At 58.8% G+C, this 16,270-nt stretch carries 13 protein-coding genes; 10 read left to right on the top strand and 3 right to left on the bottom strand.

Translation table 11 applies throughout. The annotated features are described in order from the left end of the window. The first annotated feature begins 46 nt into the window (after positions 1-46). The 9 genes from A7J50_RS04215 (at position 47) to A7J50_RS04175 (ending at position 12,647) form a co-directional block, all read left to right on the top strand. Entirely contained in the window at positions 47-1,648 is a 1,602-nt protein-coding gene (locus A7J50_RS04215) for an ABC transporter substrate-binding protein (protein ID WP_064450684.1), read from the top strand. Positions 1,649-1,906: 258 nt separating this feature from the next. Further along, positions 1,907-3,535, top strand: coding sequence for an ABC transporter substrate-binding protein (locus A7J50_RS04210; protein ID WP_064450683.1), 1,629 nt, complete (start codon positions 1,907-1,909; stop codon positions 3,533-3,535). 364 nt (positions 3,536-3,899) lie between these two features. Then, entirely contained in the window at positions 3,900-5,444 is a 1,545-nt protein-coding gene (locus A7J50_RS04205; RefSeq protein ID WP_407016639.1) for an ABC transporter substrate-binding protein, read from the top strand. 170 nt (positions 5,445-5,614) lie between these two features. Further along, positions 5,615-7,009 (top strand): OprD family porin, encoded by a 1,395-nt coding sequence (locus A7J50_RS04200; protein WP_064450681.1) that lies wholly within the window; start codon positions 5,615-5,617, stop codon positions 7,007-7,009. 80 nt (positions 7,010-7,089) lie between these two features. After that, positions 7,090-8,688 carry an ABC transporter substrate-binding protein gene (locus A7J50_RS04195; protein WP_064450680.1) on the top strand — a complete coding sequence of 533 codons (1,599 nt, stop codon included), beginning with the start codon at positions 7,090-7,092 and terminating at the stop codon, positions 8,686-8,688. A 76-nt stretch (positions 8,689-8,764) separates the two neighbouring features. Then, on the top strand, positions 8,765-9,775 hold the full coding sequence (locus A7J50_RS04190) for an ABC transporter permease subunit (RefSeq protein WP_010565541.1): 1,011 nt from the start codon (positions 8,765-8,767) through the stop codon (positions 9,773-9,775). Between the two features lie 10 nt (positions 9,776-9,785). After that, complete coding sequence (locus tag A7J50_RS04185) at positions 9,786-10,697, top strand: ABC transporter permease subunit (protein WP_064450679.1); 912 nt, start codon at positions 9,786-9,788, stop codon at positions 10,695-10,697. Positions 10,698-10,707: 10 nt separating this feature from the next. Further along, complete coding sequence (locus tag A7J50_RS04180; RefSeq protein WP_017138287.1) at positions 10,708-11,676, top strand: ABC transporter ATP-binding protein; 969 nt, start codon at positions 10,708-10,710, stop codon at positions 11,674-11,676. Then, positions 11,676-12,647 (top strand): peptide ABC transporter ATP-binding protein, encoded by a 972-nt coding sequence (locus A7J50_RS04175; RefSeq protein WP_064450678.1) that lies wholly within the window; start codon positions 11,676-11,678, stop codon positions 12,645-12,647. Before A7J50_RS04180 ends, A7J50_RS04175 begins: the two co-directional genes overlap by 1 nt. A gap of 111 nt (positions 12,648-12,758) precedes the next feature. Here A7J50_RS04175 and A7J50_RS04170 read toward each other — a convergent pair whose 3' ends face one another. From A7J50_RS04170 to A7J50_RS04160, 3 genes are all read right to left on the bottom strand, one after another. Next, positions 12,759-13,013, bottom strand: coding sequence for a hypothetical protein (locus A7J50_RS04170; RefSeq protein WP_064450677.1), 255 nt, complete (start codon positions 13,011-13,013; stop codon positions 12,759-12,761). A gap of 97 nt (positions 13,014-13,110) precedes the next feature. Beyond that, on the bottom strand, positions 13,111-13,368 hold the full coding sequence (locus tag A7J50_RS04165; RefSeq protein WP_064450676.1) for a hypothetical protein: 258 nt from the start codon (positions 13,366-13,368) through the stop codon (positions 13,111-13,113). 255 nt (positions 13,369-13,623) lie between these two features. After that, positions 13,624-15,207 carry a peptide chain release factor 3 gene (locus A7J50_RS04160; protein ID WP_064450675.1) on the bottom strand — a complete coding sequence of 528 codons (1,584 nt, stop codon included), beginning with the start codon at positions 15,205-15,207 and terminating at the stop codon, positions 13,624-13,626. A gap of 332 nt (positions 15,208-15,539) precedes the next feature. Between A7J50_RS04160 and A7J50_RS04155 the strand changes: the two genes are divergently transcribed. Beyond that, positions 15,540-16,256 carry an ABC transporter permease gene (locus A7J50_RS04155; RefSeq protein ID WP_025856261.1) on the top strand — a complete coding sequence of 239 codons (717 nt, stop codon included), beginning with the start codon at positions 15,540-15,542 and terminating at the stop codon, positions 16,254-16,256. Positions 16,257-16,270: the final 14 nt, after the last annotated feature.

Genomic DNA, 16,270 nt, shown 5'->3' with positions numbered 1-16,270 from the left:
GTTTTCGTTTGGGCAGTTTTATACGCCTGCCACTTCAGGGGTCTCCATGGAAAGAATCGCCTTAAAACCGCTCCTCCTCGCTGCTGGCCTCTTGGCCTTCATGCCGCTGGCCCAGGCGGCCAGCACCCTGGTCTACTGCTCCGAAGCCAGCCCCGCCGGCTTCGACCCCAGCCAGTACACCAGCGGTACCGACTTTGATGCCTCCGCCGAAACCGTGTTCAACCGCCTGACCCAGTTCAAGCGTGGCGGCACCGAAGTCGAACCTGGCCTGGCAACCAGCTGGGATGTGTCCAACGATGGCCTGAGCTACACCTTCCACCTGCGCGATGGCGTCAAGTTCCACACCACCGACTACTTCACCCCTACCCGCGACTTCAACGCGGATGATGTGCTGTTCACCTTCAACCGGCTTTTGGATGCCCAAAGCCCATTCCGCAAGGCTTACCCGTCCGAGTCGCCCTACTTCACAGATATGGGCTTGAACACCACGATCAAAAGCGTCGACAAACTCGACGAGCACACCGTGCGTTTCAGCCTGAACAATGTCGATGCCTCGTTTGTGCAGAACCTGGCCATGAGCTTTGCCTCGGTGCAATCGGCCGAATATGCGGCCCAACTGTTGAAAGAAGGCAAGGCAGAGGACATCAACCAAAAACCGGTGGGCACCGGGCCATTTGTGTTCAAGCGCTACCAGAAGGACTCGCAGATCCGCTACGTCGCCAATAAACAGTATTGGAAGCCCGAGGACGTGAAGCTCGACAACCTGGTGTTCGCGATCACCCCGGACGCGGCGTCGCGGTTGCAGAAACTCAAGGCCGGCGAATGCCAGGTCAGCGGTTACCCACGGCCTGCCGACATTGAAGTGATGAAACAGGACCCGAACCTGCGCGTGCTGCAACAAGCCGGTTTCAACCTGGGCTTCCTGGCCTACAACGTGACTCACCCGCCGCTGGACCAGCTCAAAGTGCGCCAGGCCCTCGACATGGCCATCGACAAGCCAGCAATCATCAAGGCTGTTTACCAAAGCGCCGGACAATTGGCGCAGAACGCACTGCCACCGGCGCAGTGGTCTTACGACCCAAATATCAAGGACGCGCCCTACGACCCGACCAAGGCTCGGGCGCTACTAAAAGAAGCAGGGGTTGCACCAGGTACCACCATCAATTTGTGGGCGATGACTGTGCAGCGCGCCTCCAACCCCAACGCGCGAATGTCAGCACAAATGATCCAGCAGGATTGGGAGAAGGTCGGTATCAAAGCCAACATAATCAGCTACGAATGGGGCGAATACATCAAACGCGCCAAAAATGGCGAGCACGACGCGATGATTTATGGCTGGACCGGCGACAACGGCGATCCGGATAACTGGCTCGGCGTGCTCTACAGTTGTGCTGCGGTCAAGGGCAGCAATTATGCGAAATGGTGTAACCCGGCCTACGACAAACTTGTGCAGCAGGCCAAGCTCAGCAGCGACCGCGAGCAGCGCATCAAGTGGTATCAACAGGCGCAGAAAATCCTTAAGGAACAAGTACCTATAACACCTATCGCTAACTCGACGGTTTTCCAGCCTATTCGAAAAGAAGTGCAGGACTTCAAGATCAGTCCTTTTGGCCTGACGCCGTTTTATGGTGTCAGTCTAGATAAGTAACAGCTGCGCCCCAACCGAGTGCGCCAGACGCTTCGGTTGGGCTTTTTTGGTGCGACGAATGCACCGAAAAAACCCTCTATATATATGCATTTATGTACAAACTTTCATAAATGCGACATTCCTGTACGTTCGTACCACACTTTGCCTCTTGCAACGGTTCAGCATCTTGCAATGGGTATGGCCCCTGCATAAGTATCCGCAGGCCGACTCACGAGGTCGCCCTCACCACCAAAAATGACAACAAATCATGAGGCCAACATGCTTAAACACGCAGTCATTCCGCTTTTAGTTAGTGCTGGCCTTATGGCCGCAGCCCCTTTCGCCCAAGCGGCGACTAACCTGGTGTTCTGCTCCGAAGGGAGCCCGGCCGGTTTTGATCCAGGCCAGTACACCACCGGAACAGACTTCGATGCTTCGGCCGAAACCATGTTCAACCGTCTGACCCAGTTCGAACGCGGCGGCACCGCTGTGGTTCCTGGGCTGGCCACCACCTGGGACGTGTCCCCGGATGGCCTGACGTACACCTTCCACTTGCGCGACGGTGTCAAGTTCCACACCACCTCGTACTTCAAGCCGACCCGTACCTTCAATGCCGATGACGTGCTGTTCACGTTCAACCGCATGATCAACAAGGACGACCCGTTCCGCAAAGCCTACCCCACCGAGTTCCCGTACTTCACGGACATGGGGATGGACACCAACATCAAGAACATCGAAAAAGTCGATGACCACACCGTCAAGTTCACCCTTGGCACCGTGGACGCGGCTTTCATCCAGAACCTGGCGATGAGCTTCGCTTCGATCCAGTCGGCTGAATACGCAGCCCAGCTGTTGAAAGAAGGCAAGGCACAGGACATCAACCAGAAGCCAATCGGCACTGGCCCGTTCGTGTTCAAGAGCTACCAGAAAGACTCGAACATCCGTTACACCGGCAACAAGGATTACTGGAAACCTGAAGACGTGAAGATCGACAACCTGATCTTCGCTATCACCACCGACCCGTCGGTGCGTATCCAGAAACTCAAGAAAAACGAATGCCAGGTGACCCTGTTCCCACGTCCGGCCGACCTCAAGGCGCTGGGTGAAGACAAGGATCTGAAACTGCCGCACCAGGCCGGTTTCAACCTGGGCTACATCGCTTACAACGTAATGCCGGTTCTCAAAGGCCAGACCGCTGCCAACCCGCTCTCCGACCTGCGTGTGCGTGAAGCGCTGGACATGTCGGTGAACAAGCAGCAGATCATCGACTCCGTGTATCAGGGCGCAGGCCAACTGGCCGTCAACGCCATGCCGCCGACCCAGTGGTCCTACGACACCACCATCAAGGACGCCCCGTACGATGTGACCAAAGCCAAGGCTTTGCTCAAGGAAGCAGGCGTCAAGGAAGGCACCGAAATCACCCTGTGGGCGATGCCGGTTCAACGTCCATACAACCCGAACGCCAAGCTGATGGCCGAGATGCTGCAGAACGACTGGAAACAGATCGGCCTGAAGGTCAACATCGTCAGCTACGAGTGGGGCGAGTACATCAAGCGCTCCAAGGGCGGCGAGAACCAGGCCATGATCATTGGCTGGAGCGGCGACAATGGTGACCCGGACAACTGGCTGAACGTGCTGTTCGGCTGCGATTCGCTGGCCGGTAACAACTTCTCCAAATGGTGTGACAAGAAATTCGACGGCATCGTGAAAGAAGCCAAGGCCACTTCGGATGTCACCAAACGCACCGAGCTGTACAAGCAGGCGCAACATATCCTCAAAGATGCAGTCCCGATGACACCTATCGCGCACTCGACGGTGTATCAACCCATGCGCAACACCGTGCAGGACTTCAAGATCAGCCCGTTTGGCTTGAACTCCTTCTATGGCGTGAGCGTAAGCGGCAAGTAAGGATTAATAACGGCGACGCTTCATAACGTCGCCGTTATTGCATCCGCCTGGACCGTAGGAAACAGACCACGACAAAACTCATTGCGTCTTACAGCAATGAGCCGCGACGTAGAGCTCCGTTACCTACAAGGTCAATCCGTTTTGGCGCATTTACTGCGAAGTCCGCGGCCCATACCGTCGTAGGACAGCAGAGTCTCCAATCTCGGAAAGGCACTTGCTGTGTGTGGGATCAGTGATGTCTCCCTGGCTGAACGCCAGGGTGATTGCTCACTGATGACAACAACAAACAAGGATCGGGATCGTCATGCGCCATACCACCGTTCTATCCGCAATTTTTGGCACCAGCCTGCTGGCTGTGGCCACGATGGGCCAAGCCGCCGACAAGAAGAGCCTGGTGTTCTGCTCTGAAGGCAGCCCGGCCGGGTTTGACACCGCGCAGTACACCACCGCCACGGACAACGACGCAGCGGAGCCGCTGTACAACCGCCTGGTTGAGTTCGAAAAAGGCGAGACCAATGTGGTACCTGCGCTGGCAACCAAGTGGGATATTTCGCCAGACGGCCTGACCTACACCTTTCACCTGCGTGAAGGGGTGAAATTCCACAGCAACAAGGAATTCAAGCCGACGCGCGACTTCAACGCCGACGACGTGCTGTTCACGTTCAACCGCATGCTTGACCCCGACCACCCGTTTCGCAAGGCCTACCCCACCGAGTTTCCGTACTTCAACGGGATGAGCCTGAACAAGAACATTGCCAAGGTCGAGAAAACCGACCCGCACACCGTGGTGATGACATTGAACACGGTCGACGCCGCGTTCGTGCAAAACATCGCCATGAGCTTTGCCGCGATTCTGTCAGCCGAATACGCCGAGCAGTTGCTTAAGGAAGGCAAACCCAGCGACATCAACCAGAAGCCGATCGGCACTGGCCCGTATGTGTTCCAGCGCTATCAGAAAGACTCGCAGATCCGTTATGTGGCCAACAAACAGTACTGGGACCCGAGCCGGGTCAAGCTGGATCAATTGATCTTCGCCATCAACACTGACGCGTCGGTGCGGGTGCAGAAGCTCAAGGCCGGCGAATGCCAGGTGACCCTGCATCCGCGCCCGGCCGACGTCGACGCCCTCAAGGCCGACCCCAACCTGCAACTGCTGACCAAGCCCGGTTTCAACCTCGGCTATATCGCCTACAACGTGCGCCACAAACCCTTCGACCAGCTCGAAGTGCGGCAGGCGCTGGACATGGCGGTGAACAAGCAAAGCATCCTGAATGCCGTGTATCAGGGCGCAGGCCAACTGGCCGTCAACGCTATGCCGCCGACGCAGTGGTCTTACGACGACACCATCAAGGACGCCGCCTACAACCCGGAAAAAGCCAAGCAACTGCTCAAGGCCGCCGGCGTTAAGGAAGGCACCGAGATCACCCTGTGGGCGATGCCGGTACAACGGCCCTACAACCCCAACGCCAAGCTGATGGCCGAAATGCTGCAAAGCGATTGGGCCAAGATCGGCCTCAAGGTCAAGATCGTCAGCTACGAATGGGGCGAATACATCAAGCGCACCAAGAACGGTGAGCACGATGTCAGCCTGATCGGCTGGACCGGTGACAACGGTGACCCGGACAACTGGCTGGGTACTCTTTATAGCTGCGACGCCATCGGCGGGAACAACTACTCCATGTGGTGTGACCCGGCGTACGACAAGCTGATCAAGCAAGCCAAGGTCGTGACCGACCGCGAACAAAGGACTGTTCTGTACAAACAGGCGCAGCAACTGCTCAAGCAGCAGGTGCCGATCACGCCAGTCGCCCACTCGACGGTCAACCAGCCGTTAAGCGCCAAAGTCGAAGGTTTCAAAGTCAGCCCCTTCGGCCGCAACGTGTTCTCGGGCGTCAGTATTAACCCATAAGAAAATAACCGGATGGCGGGGAGCGAAATTCGCTCTCCGGCAAACGTGCAGCCTTTTGTTGGGAATTTTCCTACGGCAAACGTTTGCAAGAGCTTGAACGAGTTACACACCCAATAGCCGGTTCACCTAAAAAGACCGGCATTAAAAAGAGAACCAAAGGAGCTTCACCCATGAAACTGAGTAGCAAAGCGCTTCTGGCCCTGGCCATCAGCAGCATCACGGCAACCGCCTTCGCTGAAACCCAGAGCCAGGACTTCGTTCCAACCACATTGGCCGGCACCAGTGCCCAAAGCGAGGCCAAGGGCTTTGTCGATGGATTCAGCCTGGGCGGTACTACCCGTAACTGGTTTGCCAACGAACAGAAATTCCGTGGTGGCAAGTTCACTTACCAAAAACACGGCGAAGCCCGCACCGACGCGTACCGTACCAACTGGGTGCAAGGCACCATCCTCAACGCTACCTCGGGCTTCACCCAAGGCACCGTTGGCGTGAGCACCGAAGTGGCGGTCTACAACGCTCTGGTTCTGGACCGTAGCAAGCGCGACATCAAGGGTGGTTCCAACCGTACCCTGGCCGACTCCAACGGTGACGCAGTCGACCAGTGGAGCAAACTGGGCCTGGCCAACGTCAAGTTCCGCGTCTCGAACACCACATTGACCGCCGGTCGCCAGAACTTCAGCAGCGGTATCGTCGACACCATCGGCAACCGTGCCCTGCCTTCGAGCTTTGAAGGTGTGAGCTTCAACAGTGAAGAATTCAGCAACCTGTCGTTCCAGGGTGGCGTGTTTGACCGCGTTTCGCCACGTACCGAGCAGAGCCTGTCGAAATTCCGCTCCGAGTACGGCAATGGTCAGGAAACCGACAAGGTCAACACCTTGGGCGTCAACTACCAGCCATTCAAGAGCCTGAAAACCAGCCTGTTCGCCGCCAATGTCGAAGACTTCTGGAACCAGTACTACTTCGGCGCCACCCACGAACTGGGTGATGCACAGACCCTGGCACTGACCACCGGCCTGAACTACTACAAAACCGTCGATACCGGCAAAAAGCTGATGGGTAAAATCGACAACGATACCTACTCGCTGTCGCTGGGCCTGACTCACCAAGCCCACAGCCTGACCTTCTCATACCAGGAAGTGAACGGTAACGAGTACTTCGACTACCTGCACGAAACCAACGGCATCTACCTGGCCAACTCCCTGACGTCCGACTTTAACGGCCCGAACGAGAAATCCTTCCAGGTTGCCTACGGTATCAACATGGCCGAATACGGCGTGCCAGGCTTGAAGTTCAATATCTACTCGGCTCGCGGCTGGGGCATTGACGGCACTCACTACACCGCCAACGGTGGCATCGCCGGCCGTGGGTATGACGGCATTCAGTCCCAGGACGGCGAGAAACACCAGGAATACGGCATCGGCACTTCCTACGCCTTGCAGAGCGGCCCACTCAAGGCCACCACGATTCGTGGTACCTACGTGACTCACCGCGCCAGTGCCAACCAGGCTGACGGCAACATCCGTGAGTTCCGCCTGGTCACCACCATCCCGTTCAACATTCTTTAATTAGCGCCAGGTAGTCGGCGGGCTCATTACGAGCCCGCCGACTACGCTTGTCTGGTTTAATCGATTGCAGAGGGCTCTGAATGAAAATGCTCCCGCTACAAGCTGCCATTGCCGCTGCGCTGTTGAGCGTTGCGATCGGCGTTTCGGCCAAACCGCTGGTGGTCTGCACCGAAGCCAGCCCGGAAGGTTTTGACCCGGTCCTGTACACCACCGCCGTGACGGCTGACGCCGCCGCCGAAACCATGTTCAACCGCCTGGTGGACTTCAAGCCCGGCACCACCGAAGTGATCCCCGCGCTGGCCAAGGCCTTGCCGGAAATCAGCGCCGATGGCCTGACCTACACGTTCCACCTGCGTGACGACATCAAGTTCCACACCACCGACTACTTCAAACCCACGCGCAACATGAATGCCGACGATGTACTTTGGAGCTTCCAGCGCCAGCTGGACCCGAATCACCCTTGGCACAACAAGTCCAACGTGGGCTACCCGTACTTTGAAAGCATGGGCTTCAAGGAACTGCTCAAGAGCGTAACGAAGACCGACGACCACACCGTCGTATTTACCCTGACCCGCCCTGAAGCACCGTTTCTGTCCGACCTGGCCATGGCGTTTTCCTCGATTCACTCCGCCGAATACGCCGACCAGTTGCTCAAGTCCGGCAAGACCGATGACCTGAACGCCAAGCCGATCGGCACCGGGCCGTTCATCTTCACCCGCTACGCCAAAGACGCCCAGGTGCGCTTCAAGGCCAACCCGGATTACTTCCGTGGCAAGCCGCCGGCGGACCCGCTGATCCTGGCGATCACCACCGACAACAATGTGCGCCTGCAAAAGCTCAAGGCCAACGAATGCCAGATCGCGCTGTATCCGAAGCCGGATGACGTGCCGAGCATGAAAGCCGACCCGAACCTGAAGGTGGCGGAACTGGCGGCGATGACCACCAGCTACACCGCGCTGAACACCACCCACAAGTACATGAGCGACGCGCGGGTGCGTCACGCGATCAACATCGCGTTCGACAAAAAAGGCTACAACGAATCCCTGTACGGCAAAGGCAACGCCATCGACGCCACCGGCCCGTATCCACCGACCCTGCTGGGTTTCAGCGACAAACTGAAAAACCCGCCGCGTGACCTGGACAAGGCCCGCGCCCTGCTCAAGGAAGCCGGCGTACCGGAAGGCACCGAGTTCACCTTGTTCACCCGTAACGGCGGTGGCCCGACCAACCCTAACCCAATGCTCGGCGCCCAGCGCATGCAGGCGGATTTGGCTCAGATTGGCCTGAAGGTCAATATCAAAGTCATGGAATGGGGCGAGATGCTCAAGCGTGCTAAAAACGGCGAGCACGACATGGTATCGGCTGGCTGGGCAGGGGATAACGGGGACCCGGATAACTTCCTCACCCCTAACCTGAGTTGCGATGCAGCGAAAAACGGCGAAAACTACGCCCGCTGGTGTAACAAAGAGTTTCAAGACTTGATCGATAAGGCACGCGCCATTGAGGAACCCTCGAAACGGGCTGCACTCTACGAACAAGCCATGGACGTTTTCGAGAAGGACCAACCGTGGATTCCCATGGCTTACCCGAAAATGTTCACCGCCATGCGTAAAAACGTCGAAGGCTTTACCCAAAGCCCTCTGACGACAAATAACTTCGCCACCACCCAGGTGAAGTAATAAGAGAAGACGCTCGGCACCGTCGCCATTGACGGTGCCGAACCTGCCTAACCGGCTGATTGAGGTACACAACAAGATGTTTAGTTTTATTGCCCGCCGATTGGGGTTATTGATCCCCACGTTTTTCGGCATCACGTTGCTGACGTTTGCGTTGATTCGCATGATCCCCGGCGACCCCGTCGAAGTCATGATGGGCGAACGACGAGTCGACCCCGAGATGCACGCACAGGCAATGGAACGCCTTGGTCTTAACAAGCCGCTGTACGCGCAATACCTGGACTATGTTGGCAAGCTCGCCCACGGCGACCTTGGCGAATCGCTGCGCACGCGCACCAGCGTGTGGACCGAATTCACCGCCCTCTTCCCGGCGACCCTGGAACTGTCCATGGCCGCCCTGTTGTTCGCCGGTATCCTGGGCCTGTTGGCCGGGGTGATCGCGGCCTTGAAACGAGGATCCCTGTTCGACCATGGGGTGATGGGCATCTCCCTCGCGGGATATTCGATGCCGATCTTCTGGTGGGGCCTGATCCTGATCATGTTCTTCTCGGTAAGCCTGGGCTGGACCCCGGTTTCCGGGCGTATCGACCTGCTCTACGACATCGAGCCGCGCACCGGCTTCATGCTGATCGACACCCTGCTGGCTGACGAGCCGGACGCATTCTTCGACGCCCTGCACCACCTGATCCTGCCGGCCATCGTGCTCGGCACCATCCCGCTGGCGGTGATTGCGCGGATGACCCGTTCGTCGATGCTCGAAGTATTGCGTGAAGACTACATCCGTACCGCCAAGGCCAAAGGCCTGTCGCCGGCGCGCGTGGTATTCGTACACGGCCTGCGTAATGCGCTGATCCCGGTACTCACCGTGGTGGGCCTGCAAGTCGGCACCCTGCTGGCCGGTGCGGTCCTCACCGAAACCATCTTCTCGTGGCCTGGCATCGGCAAATGGCTGATCGAAGCCATTGGCGCGCGGGACTACCCGGTGGTGCAAAACGGCATCCTGCTGATCGCCTGCCTGGTGATCCTGGTGAACTTCGTGGTGGATATCCTCTACGGCTTCGCCAACCCACGCATCCGTCACCAGCGCTGAGATCATGACCATGACCACACCTACTCAAGTGTCAGCAGTCGATCAAAGCCTGCTGTATCCGTCCCCGTACAAAGAATTCTGGCAAGCCTTCTCCAAGAACAAAGGCGCCGTTGCCGGCCTGCTGTTCATGTTGCTGATCGTGTTTTGCGCGCTCTTCGCCCCTTGGGTTGCGCCGCATAACCCGAGCGAGCAATACCGCGACTTCCTGCTCACCCCACCGGCCTGGCTGGAAGGCGGGCAGATGCAATTCCTGCTGGGTACCGACGAACTGGGCCGTGACCTGCTCTCGCGCCTGATTCAGGGCTCGCGCCTCTCATTGCTGATCGGCTTGTCGTCGGTGGTGATGTCGCTGATCCCGGGCATCCTGCTGGGTCTGTTCGCCGGGTTCTTCCCGCGCATGCTTGGCCCAACCATCATGCGTTTGATGGACATCATGCTGGCCCTGCCGTCGCTGCTGCTGGCCGTGGCCATTGTCGCGATCCTCGGCCCTGGCCTGATCAACACCGTGATTGCGATTGCCATCGTGTCCTTGCCGTCCTATGTCCGTCTGACCCGCGCTGCGGTGATGGGCGAACTGAACCGCGACTACGTGACGGCCGCCCGCCTCGCCGGCGCCGGCCTGCCACGCCTGATGTTCATCACCGTGCTGCCTAACTGCATGGCGCCGCTGATCGTACAGGCCACCTTGAGCTTCTCTTCGGCGATTCTCGATGCTGCGGCCCTGGGCTTCCTTGGCCTTGGCGTACAACCGCCAACCCCGGAGTGGGGCACCATGCTGGCTTCGGCCCGTGACTACATCGAACGCGCCTGGTGGGTAGTGAGCTTGCCTGGCTTGACCATTTTGCTCAGCGTGCTGGCAATCAACTTGATGGGTGACGGCCTGCGCGATGCGCTGGACCCGAAACTCAAGAACGCCGCCTGAGGAGATTCCCATGTCACTGTTAGAAATCAAGAATCTCAACGTGCGCTTCGGCGACAAGACCGCCGTACCGGTGGTCGATGGCCTCGACATTTCCGTCGACAAAGGCGAAGTGCTGGCGATCGTTGGCGAGTCGGGTTCGGGTAAATCCGTGACCATGATGGCGCTGATGGGCCTGATCGAGCACCCCGGCATCGTCACCGCCGATGCCCTGAACTTCGACGGCAAGGACATGCTCAAGCTGAGCAACCGCCAGCGCCGCCAGATCGTCGGCAAAGACCTGGCAATGGTGTTCCAGGACCCGATGACCGCGCTGAACCCCAGCTACACCGTGGGTTTCCAGATTGAAGAAGTGCTGCGCCTGCACCTGAAAATGTCCGGCAAGCAAGCGCGCAAGCGTGCCATCGAACTGTTGGAAAAGGTCGAAATCCCAGGCGCTGCCAGCCGTATGGACGCCTACCCGCACCAACTGTCCGGCGGTATGAGCCAGCGTGTTGCAATCGCCATGGCGATTGCCGGTGAGCCGAAACTGCTGATTGCTGACGAACCGACCACCGCGTTGGACGTGACCATCCAGGCGCAGATCATGGAGCTGCTGCTGGCCCTGCAGAAAGAGCAGAACATGGGCCTGGTGCTGATCACTCACGACTTGGCCGTCGTGGCCGAAACCGCCCAGCGCGTGTGCGTGATGTACGCAGGCCAGGCCGTTGAAGTCGGTCAGGTGCCGCAGTTGTTCGACATTCCGGCGCATCCGTACAGCGAAGCGCTGCTCAAGGCGATCCCCGAGCACAGCCTTGGCGCCACGCGCCTGGCCACGCTGCCGGGTATCGTTCCCGGCCGTTATGACCGCCCACAGGGTTGCCTGCTGTCACCGCGCTGCCCGTACGTGCAGGAATCCTGCCGTGCCCAGCGGCCCGGGCTTGATCCGAAAAGCAACAGCCTTGCGCGCTGCTTCTACCCCTTGAACCAGGAGGTGGCGTAATGGCCGTCGTTCTTACCGCCCGCGACCTCACCCGTCACTACGAAGTGTCCCGTGGCCTGTTCAAGGGCCACGCCCTGGTGCGCGCGCTTAATGGCGTGTCGTTCGAGCTGGAAGCTGGCAAGACCCTCGCGGTCGTTGGCGAATCCGGTTGCGGCAAATCCACCCTGGCCCGTGCGCTGACACTGATTGAAGAGCCGTCTTCGGGTTCCTTGAAGATCGCCGGTCAGGAAGTGGCCGGCGCCGACAAGGCCCAGCGCAAGCAATTGCGCAAAGACGTGCAGATGGTGTTCCAGAGCCCGTATGCCTCGTTGAACCCACGCCAGAAAGTCGGTGATCAACTCGGCGAGCCGCTGTTGATCAACACCAACCTATCCGCCGCCGAGCGCCGCGAGAAAGTGCAGGCGATGATGAAGCAAGTGGGACTGCGCCCTGAGCATTATCAGCGCTACCCGCACATGTTCTCCGGCGGCCAGCGCCAGCGGATCGCATTGGCCCGCGCCATGATGCTGCAACCTAAAGTGCTGGTGGCGGATGAGCCGACGTCGGCACTCGACGTGTCGATCCAGGCCCAGGTGCTCAACCTGTTCATGGATTTGCAGCAGGAATTCAACACCGCCTATGTGTTCATCTCCCACAACCTGGCGGTGGTGCAACACGTTGCCGATGACGTGATGGTGATGTACCTCGGCCGCCCGGTGGAAGTGGGCCCCAAGGACGACATCTACGCCCGTCCCCTGCACCCGTACACCCAGGCGTTGCTGTCGGCTACCCCGACCATCCACCCGGACCCGAACAAGCCGAAAATCAAGATCGTCGGCGAACTGCCTAACCCACTGAACCCGCCGCCGGGTTGCGCCTTCCACAAGCGCTGCCCGTATGCGACCGCGCGGTGCAGCAGCGAGGAACCGCAATTGCGCGCCCTGGATAACCGCCAGGTGGCTTGCCACTACGCGGAGCAATTTGTGGCCTGACCGCAACAAAAATGCCCTGGGTGATTAAGCCCAGGGCATTACACAAGTTCTACCGCCCCACCCGTCGGATTGCGCATCAGTCCGGCCGGTGGGGCTTTTTTTCACGCTGACTTACGTATCACTGTCGCTGTCATCGTCGTCTGGCGGGGCCTGTTGGTCATCATCATCCTTGGAGCCGCCCTGGTCCTTATCACCGGGCTCTGACTCGTCCGCAGCCAGTTGCAAACCACCCGCTGTCACCGACTTCGCCGCTACAACCGCCGGGGCCTGGCTCTGCACGGCCGTATTGGCCCACGCAGATGAAGCACCCAGCGACAACATCACCAACACCTTTAGCAACAGCACCACACGTTGAAAGATAGTCATGGTCGATTTCCGTCCAGTCAGTGAAACACGCGCGCCGGCGTTCGACCGTCGCTGTGAATTAAGCTAGTTCCGTTCTCGGGTTTACGCCACTCGCTCATCAGGTATCGCCGTCATCGTAGGTTTCGCTGTCCTCCCCCTCGTTGTAAGGATTTTCCGCGTCTTCCTTGGGCGCAGGTTGGGCCTGTGGCTGCCAGCCGCCGGAGTTGACCTCTTTTTGCTTTTTTTTGCTGACCGGGCCGGTGTCTTTCCATTGGGCCGTACCTGTATCCGCCAGCGCCGAGGTGTACGCCAAAGCAGTGGACAGGCCCAAGGCCCCCAGCAGCACCATATGAATGGCGCGTTGAGTTATACGCAAGGTCGCCTCCTGATCCGTCGGTAAGTGGATGTAATAATTCAAACGCTAGACGGGATGCGGGCTTCTCGCCAATTCATCGCCACGTGGAGATCAGAATGTGGGAGCAGCTTGCTCGCGAATGCGGTGTATCAGTGAACCTATCCATGACTGACACTGCGCATTCGCGAGCAAGCCCGCTCCCACACTTGGATTATCGGCGCCCACAAAAAAGGGCGAAGCCATCACGGCTTCGCCCTTTCGTGTACCGCTCAGACCTTAATGGTGCTCGCGGGTCGCACGGAATTTCACGTCCGGCCAGCGCTCTTCCATCAGCGCCAGGTTGACCCGGGTCGGCGCCAGGTAGGTCAGGTGACCACCGCCGTCGATCGCCAGGTTTTCTACGGCCTTGTTGGAGAACTCTTCCAACTTCTTCTTATCGCTGCAATCGATCCAGCGCGCGGAGTACACGGTGATCGGCTCGTAGGAGCATTCGACCTTGTATTCCTCTTTCAAGCGGCTGGCGACCACATCGAACTGCAGCACACCGACGGCGCCGAGGATGATGTCGTTGCTGCGCTCGGGGAAGAACACCTGGGTCGCGCCCTCTTCCGCCAATTGCTGCAAACCTTGGCGCAGTTGCTTGGATTTGAGCGGGTCACGCAGGCGCACGCGGCGGAACAGTTCCGGAGCGAAATGCGGGATACCGGTGAAGCCCAGCGCTTCGCCTTCGGTGAAGGTGTCACCGATCTGGATAGTGCCGTGGTTGTGCAAGCCGATGATGTCGCCGGCGAAGGCCTCTTCCAGCTGTTCACGCTCCGAGGAGAAGAACGTCAGGGCGTCGCCGATGCGCACGTCCTTGCCGGTACGCACGTGGCGCATCTTCATGCCTTTTTCGTATTTGCCGGAGCAAATGCGCATAAAGGCGATACGGTCGCGGTGCTTGGGGTCCATGTTCGCCTGGATCTTGAACACGAAGCCGGTGAATTTCTCTTCAACCGGTTCCACGGTGCGCTCGTTGGCAACACGGGCCAGAGGCTCTGGCGCCCAGTTCACCACGGCGTCGAGCACGTGGTCGACGCCGAAGTTGCCCAAGGCGGTACCGAAGAACACCGGCGTCAGTTGGCCATCGAGGAACTCCTGCTGGTTGAACGCGTGGCAGGCGCCCTGCACCAGTTCCAACTGATCGACAAAGCGGTCGTACTCGTCACCCAGGTGGGCGCGGGCTTCGTCGGAGTCGAGTTTCTCGATGATTTTTACATCGGTGCGTTCGTGGCCGTGGCCAGCGGTGTAGACAATGATGTAGTCGTCAGCCAGGTGGTAAACGCCCTTGAAGTCGCGGTAGCAACCAATCGGCCAGGTGATCGGCGCGGCCTTGATCTTCAGGACCGCTTCGATTTCATCGAGCAACTCGATCGGGTCGCGGATATCGCGGTCGAGTTTGTTGATGAAGCTGACGATGGGCGTATCACGCAGACGGCAGACGTCCATCAGCGCGATGGTCCGTGGCTCAACGCCTTTACCGCCGTCGAGGACCATCAGTGCCGAGTCCACTGCCGTCAATGTGCGGTAGGTGTCTTCGGAGAAGTCTTCGTGGCCCGGGGTGTCGAGCAGGTTGACCATGTGGTCGCGATACGGAAACTGCATGACCGACGTGGTAATGGAAATACCCCGTTGTTTTTCCATTTCCATCCAGTCGGAGGTGGCATGGCGGTCGGATTTGCGGGATTTCACCGTGCCGGCCACCGCGATTGCCTTGCCCATCAGCAGGAGCTTCTCGGTGATGGTGGTTTTACCGGCATCGGGGTGGGAAATAATAGCGAAAGTGCGGCGTTTCGCGACTTCGGCGGCCTGGTGGGTCATGGGAAATCGCCTGGCGGGTGAGTCAAAAAAGGGCGGCGAGTATAGCGCAAACCCAGGGTTAAGGACCACCGTTCAACCCATTGGGGGTGGCTAAATGCTGCCAAGTGTGGAACCTTTTAAAAGGTAGAGACGTCCACTCCCCTGCTACCGCACTCGTAACAGGGGCTGAAAAATCAGCAAGTTAGCCTGACGAGGCTGCGCTCATGGCTTGATCGCGTACCGCATTGCCGGTACCGGCGAGCTGCTTTTCGCGAACATATTCGCCGACAGCCAGGAATGGCATTGCCGCTCGGAAATGTGTTCGCCGACAAAAGAAAAAAAGGAGTCCGCCTGTGGCTATTCGCTATGGCAAAGGGCTGATAGGAGGAGCGGTTGTCGTCGCTCTCCTGGCCCTGCTGGTCCACTGGATCGGCATCAACACGATCGAACTGTACCGCGACGATTTGTTGTTTTACCTGCAAGCACACCTGATCCTCGTTCTTGTCTCCATGCTGGCCGCCCTCGTTGTAGGGATCCCCGCCGGTATCCTGCTTAGCCGACCGAACATGGTCGGGCGCGCAGAACGTTTCATGCAAATCTTCAACATCGGCAACACCGTCCCTCCCCTGGCCGTACTGGCCATCGCCCTCGGCGTCCTTGGCATCGGCAGTGGCCCGGCCATCTTCGCGCTGTTCCTCGCCTCCCTGTTGCCCATTGTGCGCAACACCTACGAAGGCCTGAAAAACGTACAGGGCTCCCTGAAAGAAGCCGCCACCGGCATCGGCATGACGCCGCGCCAGGTGCTGTTTCGCGTGGAATTGCCCAACGCCGTGCCGATCATCATCGGCGGTGTGCGTGTGGCTCTGGCGATCAACGTGGGTACAGCGCCGCTGGCCTTCCTGATTGGCGCCAACAGCCTGGGCAGCCTGATTTTCCCCGGCATCGCCCTGAACAATCAGCCGCAATTGCTGCTCGGCGCCGCGTGCACCGCGCTGCTGGCGTTGCTGCTCGACGGTCTGGTGACCATGGCCAGCCGCCTCTGGCTGGAACGCGGGTTGCGTCCGTCTTAAGGCTTGGCAAAGGA

The sequence above is a fragment of the Pseudomonas antarctica genome (assembly GCF_001647715.1).
Classification (GTDB): Bacteria; Pseudomonadota; Gammaproteobacteria; order Pseudomonadales; family Pseudomonadaceae; genus Aquipseudomonas; species Aquipseudomonas antarctica_A.
This window is presented reverse-complemented; position numbering and strand designations above follow the sequence as displayed.